We start from the raw sequence: 6,442 nt of genomic DNA on the forward strand, positions 1-6,442 counted from the left end.
CCTGTCAGGCACCTGACGTAACTGACGGCGCCGGGCCGCCTCCTACGGGCACGACGCCCGCCGCCGAGACTCCCGCCATCCCCTCCAGCGCCTTGATCTTGCGCCGCACCACATACAGCGGGATCACCCCGAACACCCCGAAGGACATGTCGATCACCGACCACCAGAAGGGGATCCCGCGCACGGGTCCGCAGATCAGCGCGAGCGGCATGACGCCCGCGCAGGCGATCATCCCGAACTCGACGACCCAGACGTTGCGTACGGGGTCCCGCACGACGCCGTAGAAGGCGACGGCGATGACGAGATGGGCGAAGGCCAGCCAGTCCGTTCCGTACAGCAGGAACGGATAGTCGTGGTCGGCGGAGTCGAGCCCGGCCCGCACCTTGTCGATCCAGACGGCCGGCCCCGGCAGCCACTCCCCCAGCGGGGTGTCGCGCAACAGGGACTGGGTCCAGCGCACTTCGTGCACCAGCGGAAACGCCGTCAGCCCGCTCAACACCAGACAGACGACGAACACGACCACCCACACGCGTATACGCCTCAGCAGGGCGCTTCGCTCGCTCATGATCGCAGCGTACGCCTAGGTTGAACATGTTCAAAACGAGGCTTCGACCGCCTCCCTCGGCACGGTCGACGACATACCCGGGGCTTGGGCGAGGTGTGCACGATCATGATCCGCATGGATTCTCGTTTCCTCGGCATACCCGAGCTGTCCGAAGCCCCGTCCGTGGCGGTCGTGGTCGACGTCATGCGTGCCTTCACGGTGGCTGCCCATGCGTTCGGCCAGGGGGCGGAGAAGATCGTGCTCGCCGAATCGCTGGACGGCGCGCGCAGGCTCAAGGCCCGTCACCCCGACTGGGTGGCGCTCAAGGACGGGGCGCCCACGCCCGGCTTCGACGCCGTCAACTCCCCGGGCCTCCTGCGCTCCGTCGATCTCGCCGGACGGACCGTGGTGCAGAAGACCACGGCGGGCACGGTCGGTGCCCTCGCCGTCAAGGAGGCCTCGCTGGTGCTGTGCGCCGGCTTCGTGGTGGCGGAGGCGACGGCCCGGTTCCTGCGGGCCCGCGCCTGCGACAGCGTCACGTACGTGGTCACCGGCGAGGACGGCCGGGCCGACGAGGACTTGGCCTGCGCCCAGTACATCGCCCGCAGGGCAGAGGCGGCCGGCACGGACCCCGGCGACTTCCTCGGCCGCGCCGCCTCGTCGCGCGCGGCGGCGGAACTGGCCGCCGGGGTACGTCAGGGGGCCCACCCCGATGACGTCGCCCTCTGCCTCGAACTCGACCGGTTCCCCTTTGCCATGGTGGCGGCCTGGGAGGACTCGCTCATGATCCTGCGCCCGAGTGCCGCATACCAGCCGTAGGTACGGCCCCGAGCCTCGCCCCCACGGCCCGCCCCTGCAACCAGGCCCTACAGCCCCACGATCTCGTTCCACCGCTTGGCGAATTCCACCCGCTCCTCGGACGTGATGTCCCGTGCGATCGCGAGGCGGGAGCGCATCGCTTTGTCCGGGAAGATCAGGGGGTTTTCGGCGAGTTCGGCCTCGTCCTTGTCCTTGGAGGAGGCCAGGACCTCGCGGGCGGCGGGGACCGGGCAGACGTAGTTGACCGATGCGGCCAGTTCGGCGGCGACCTCGGGGTCGTAGTAGTAGTCGACCAGGGCCTCCGCGTTCGCCTTGTGGCGGGCCAGGTTGGGGATCATCATCGACTCCGCCCACAGCTCCGCGCCCTCCTCGGGCACCACGAACTCGATGTCGGGGTTGTCCGCCTGGAGCTGGAACACGTCGCCGCTGTAGGCCTGGCAGGCAAGGACGTCGCCCTTGTTGAGGTCGCTGGTGTAGTCGTTGCCGGTGAAGCGCCGGATCTGCCCGCTCGCGACCTGCTTCTCCACCTGGTCGCACATGCGGTGGAAGTCGGCGGCCGTCCACTTGGTGATGTCGACGCCATTGCCCTGCATGAGGAGGGCGAAGGACTCGTCGAGGCCGGAGAAGAGCGTGACCTTGCCGGCCAGGCGCGGGTCCCACAAGTCGCTCACGTGCTTGAGCTCACGGCCCAGCTTCTTCTTGTTGTAGGCGATGCCGGTGATCCCCGACTGCCACGGGACGCTGTGCAGGCGCCCGTTGTCGAAGGCCGGGGTGCGCAGCTGGGGGTCGAGGTACTTCGCGACGTTGGGCTGCTTGGCGCGGTCCATCTCCTGCACCCAGCCCAGCCGCACGAAACGGGCCGCCATCCAGTCGCTGATGACCATGAGGTCGCGGCCGGTCTCCTGGTGGTTCATCAGGGCCGGGCTGATCTTCCCGAAGAACTCGTCGTTGTCGTTGATCTCCTCCGTGTACGTGACGGAGATCCCGGTGCTTTTGGTGAACGCCTCCAGGGTGGGCCGCTTGGAGGGGTTGTCGTCATCGACGTCGATGTAGAGCGGCCAGTTGGCGAAGGTCAGCGACTTGTCGTCCGCCGAGCGGTCGCGTCCGGCCCGGTCGCCCGGTGCGACGTACGCCGCGGGGACCCCGCAGCCGGCCAGCGCGGCCAGCGCGGCGCCGCCGCCGAGGGCGCGCAGGAGGCTGCGGCGGGAGGGGTTGCTGCTTGCGCGGTGCGCGGTCGGTGGCATTCCCGCAGGATGCCCGGCCCGCCCAGCGGGTTCAATGGACGCTGCGTACAGCCCTGCGCCCCAGGCCAGACACCCTGTCGGGCACATCGGGGGCGGCCCGGGGGCGTAAGGCAGGCAAAAGGGGCGGGGGATCAACTCCCCCGCCCCTTCAAGCCGTTCGGGCCCGCCCCAGCCGGTTGGCGTGGCTCAGCCGCGGCCCAAGCCGGTCCGCCCGGCTCAGCCCTCGATCGACGTCATCACGTGCTTGATGCGCGTGTAGTCCTCGAAGCCGTACGCCGAGAGGTCCTTGCCGTAGCCGGACTTCTTGAACCCGCCGTGCGGCATCTCGGCGACGAGCGGGATGTGGGTGTTGATCCACACGCAGCCGAAGTCGAGGTTCTTGGACATGCGCATGGCGCGGGCGTGGTCCTTGGTCCACACCGAGGAGGCCAGGGCGAACTCCACGCCGTTGGCGTACTCCAGGGCCTGCGCCTCGTCGGTGAAGGACTGGACGGTGATGACCGGCCCGAACACCTCGTTCTGGATGATCTCGTCGTCCTGCTTGAGGCCGGAGACGACGGTCGGGGCGTAGAAGTAGCCCTGGTCGCCGACGCGGTGGCCGCCGGCCTCGACCTTGGCGTGCGCGGGCAGGCGCTCGATGAAGCCGCTGACCTGCTTGAGCTGGTTGGCGTTGTTGAGCGGGCCGTACAGCACGTCCTCGTCGTCGGGCTGCCCGGTCTTGGTGTCGGCGGCGGCCTTGGCGAGCGCGGTCACGAACTCGTCGTGGATCGACTCGTGCACCAGCACGCGGGTGGCGGCGGTGCAGTCCTGGCCGGCGTTGAAGTAGCCCGCGACCGCGATGTCCTCGACGGCCTTGGCGAGGTCGGCGTCCTCGAAGACGACGACCGGCGCCTTGCCGCCCAGCTCCAGGTGGACGCGCTTGACGTCCTTGGACGCGGACTCGGCGACCTGCATGCCGGCGCGTACGGAACCGGTGATGGAGGCCATCGCCGGCGTCCGGTGCTCGACCATCGCGCGGCCGGTGTCACGGTCGCCGCAGACGACGTTGAAGACGCCCTTGGGGACGATCGCGCCGATGATCTCGGCGATCAGGACGGTCGACGCGGGGGTGGTGTCCGACGGCTTGAGGACGACGGTGTTGCCCGCGGCGAGCGCCGGGGCGAACTTCCACACGGCCATCATCATCGGGTAGTTCCACGGCGCGACCTGCGCGCAGACGCCGACCGGTTCGCGGCGCACGATCGAGGTCAGACCCTCCATGTACTCGCCGGCGCTGCGGCCTTCGAGCAGCCGGGCCGCGCCCGCGAAGAAGCGGATCTGGTCCACCATCGGCGGGACTTCTTCGGTGCGGGTGAGTCCGAGCGGCTTGCCGGTGTTCTCCGACTCGGCGGCGATCAGCTCCTCGGCGCGCTCCTCGAAGGCGTCCGCGATCTTCAGCAGGACGCGCTGGCGCTCGGCCGGCGTGCTGTCGCGCCAGGCGGGGAACGCCGCGGCGGCGGCCGCCATGGCGGCGTCGACGTCCTCCTGGCCGGAGAGCGGGGATGTCGCGTAGGCCTGGCCGGTGGCGGGGTTGACCACCTCGATGGTCCGCCCGTCGGCGGCATCGCGGAACTCCCCGTCGATGTAGTTGCGCAAACGACGCAGTTCGGTGGTCACTTCGCTGGCCTCCCGGTCCGATGTCCGATGGATGAGACAACCCACCCTAGTCGGTGAAGCGACGCTTTCGACAGACCCGACGCCCCTGAACTTCGGATTCAGTTCCCTGGAGGTCACAGAACAACGAATTTCATCGCTTTGGGGTTGCGGGACGGACCGGGTCGGGTGCACAGTGGCTCCGTGGCCAGCCGAAGCACAGACCCCAGGATCGGGAACGGATCTTCCTCCCGGCTCCCGACCCCCGCCCCGCAGGGAGACGCCGCGCGTCGCTCCAACGGGACGTCGATCGATGCCGTCTCCCTGGCGATCATCGAGCAGCTCCAGGAAGACGGGCGCCGCCCGTACGCCGCGATCGGCAAGGCCGTGGGCCTGTCGGAAGCGGCCGTGCGCCAGCGCGTCCAGAAGCTGCTCGACCAGGGTGTGATGCAGATCGTCGCCGTCACCGACCCCCTCACCGTGGGGTTCCGGCGTCAGGCGATGGTCGGCATCCGCGTCGAGGGAGACCTCGACCCGGTGGCGGAGGCCCTGACGGCCATGGCCGAGTGCGAGTACGTGGTGATGACCGCGGGCTCCTTCGACCTGATGGTGGAGGTCGTCTGCGAGGACGACGACCACCTTCTCGAAGTGATCAACAAGAGGATCCGCGCCCTCCCCGGCGTGCGGTCCACCGAGAGCTTCGTCTATCTCAAGCTGAAGAAGCAGACCTATATGTGGGGAACCCGATAGCCGTGAGCAAGGACCTCAGCCAGACCGCCTACGACCACCTGTGGATGCACTTCACCCGCATGTCGTCGTACGAGAACGCGCCCGTTCCCACCATCGTCCGTGGCGAAGGCACCTACATCTTCGACGACAAGGGCAAGAAGTACCTGGACGGCCTGTCGGGCCTGTTCGTCGTCAACGCCGGCCACGGCCGTCACGAGCTCGCCGAGACCGCCTACAAGCAGGCGAAGGAGCTGGCCTTCTTCCCGGTGTGGTCCTACGCCCACCCCAAGGCCGTCGAGCTCGCCGAGCGCCTCGCCAACTACGCGCCGGGCGACCTCAACAAGGTCTTCTTCACCACGGGTGGCGGCGAGGCCGTCGAGACCGCGTGGAAGCTGGCGAAGCAGTACCACAAGCTCACCGGCAACCACACCAAGTACAAGGTCATCTCGCGTGCGGTCGCCTACCACGGCACCCCGCAGGGCGCCCTGTCCATCACCGGTCTGCCCGCTCTGAAGGCACCCTTCGAGCCGCTGGTCCCCGGCGCGCACAAGGTGCCCAACACCAACATCTACCGCGCCTCGATCCACGCCGACGACCCGGTGGCCTTCGGCCGCTGGGCCGCCGACCAGATCGAGCAGGAGATCCTCTTCGAGGGCCCCGAGACCGTCGCCGCCGTCTTCCTGGAGCCGGTGCAGAACGCGGGCGGCTGCTTCCCGCCGCCGCCCGGGTACTTCCAGCGGGTGCGCGAGATCTGCGACAAGTACGACGTGCTGCTCGTCTCCGACGAGGTCATCTGCGCCTTCGGCCGCCTCGGCACGATGTTCGCCTGTGACAAGTTCGACTACGTACCGGACATGATCACCTGCGCCAAGGGCATGACGTCGGGCTACTCCCCGATCGGCGCCTGCATCATCTCCGACAAGCTCGCCGAGCCGTTCTACAAGGGCGACAACACCTTCCTGCACGGCTACACCTTCGGCGGCCACCCGGTCTCCGCCGCGGTGGGCCTCGCCAACCTCGACATCTTCGAGAAGGAAGGCCTCAACCAGCACGTGCTCGACAACGAGGGCGCCTTCTTCGACACCCTCAAGAAGCTGCACGACCTGCCGATCGTCGGTGACGTCCGCGGCAACGGCTTCTTCTACGGCATCGAGCTGGTGAAGGACAAGGTCACCAAGGAGTCGTTCAACGACGAGGAGACCGAGCGCGTCCTGTACGGGTTCCTCTCCAAGGCGCTGTACGACAACGGCCTGTACTGCCGGGCCGACGACCGCGGCGACCCGGTCGTCCAGCTCGCGCCGCCGCTCATCTCCGACCAGTCGACCTTCGACGAGATCGAGGGCATCCTGCGCGAGGTCCTCACGGAGGCCTGGACGAAGCTCTGACCGTCCCCGCCGAACGCGTCCCCACCGACGCGTTCGGCGGCGGGACCCCCCGCCCCGCCGCGCCCCTCCAGATCGGGAGAGCGTCGGGG

6 protein-coding genes are annotated in these 6,442 nt (G+C 68.7%); 3 read left to right on the forward strand and 3 right to left on the reverse strand.

Annotation, left to right across the window (positions count from 1 at the left end; translation table 11 throughout):
- Positions 1-4: 4 nt before the first annotated feature.
- Positions 5-565 (reverse strand): hypothetical protein, encoded by a 561-nt coding sequence (locus AB0D31_RS17285; RefSeq protein WP_362723259.1) that lies wholly within the window; start codon positions 563-565, stop codon positions 5-7.
- 114 nt (positions 566-679) lie between these two features.
- Between AB0D31_RS17285 and AB0D31_RS17290 the strand changes: the two genes are divergently transcribed.
- Entirely contained in the window at positions 680-1,363 is a 684-nt protein-coding gene (locus AB0D31_RS17290; RefSeq protein WP_362723262.1) for a 2-phosphosulfolactate phosphatase, read from the forward strand.
- A 47-nt stretch (positions 1,364-1,410) separates the two neighbouring features.
- Here AB0D31_RS17290 and AB0D31_RS17295 read toward each other — a convergent pair whose 3' ends face one another.
- The gene (locus AB0D31_RS17295) at positions 1,411-2,607 is read right to left on the reverse strand and encodes a spermidine/putrescine ABC transporter substrate-binding protein (RefSeq protein WP_362723264.1); all 1,197 of its coding nucleotides are present in this window, start codon (positions 2,605-2,607) and stop codon (positions 1,411-1,413) included.
- Positions 2,608-2,823: 216 nt separating this feature from the next.
- The gene (locus AB0D31_RS17300) at positions 2,824-4,263 is read right to left on the reverse strand and encodes a gamma-aminobutyraldehyde dehydrogenase (protein WP_362723267.1); all 1,440 of its coding nucleotides are present in this window, start codon (positions 4,261-4,263) and stop codon (positions 2,824-2,826) included.
- Between the two features lie 180 nt (positions 4,264-4,443).
- On the opposite strand from AB0D31_RS17300, the gene AB0D31_RS17305 reads away from it, so the two are divergent.
- Both AB0D31_RS17305 and AB0D31_RS17310 read left to right on the forward strand, forming a co-directional pair.
- Positions 4,444-4,989: an Lrp/AsnC family transcriptional regulator gene (locus AB0D31_RS17305; RefSeq protein ID WP_362723270.1), complete on the forward strand. Its 546-nt coding sequence runs from the start codon at positions 4,444-4,446 to the stop codon at positions 4,987-4,989.
- Complete coding sequence (locus tag AB0D31_RS17310; RefSeq protein ID WP_362723273.1) at positions 4,974-6,353, forward strand: aspartate aminotransferase family protein; 1,380 nt, start codon at positions 4,974-4,976, stop codon at positions 6,351-6,353. Before AB0D31_RS17305 ends, AB0D31_RS17310 begins: the two co-directional genes overlap by 16 nt.
- The last annotated feature ends 89 nt before the right edge of the window (positions 6,354-6,442 follow it).

Source organism: Streptomyces sp. NPDC048361 (assembly GCF_040651795.1).
GTDB lineage: Bacteria > Actinomycetota > Actinomycetes > Streptomycetales > Streptomycetaceae > Streptomyces.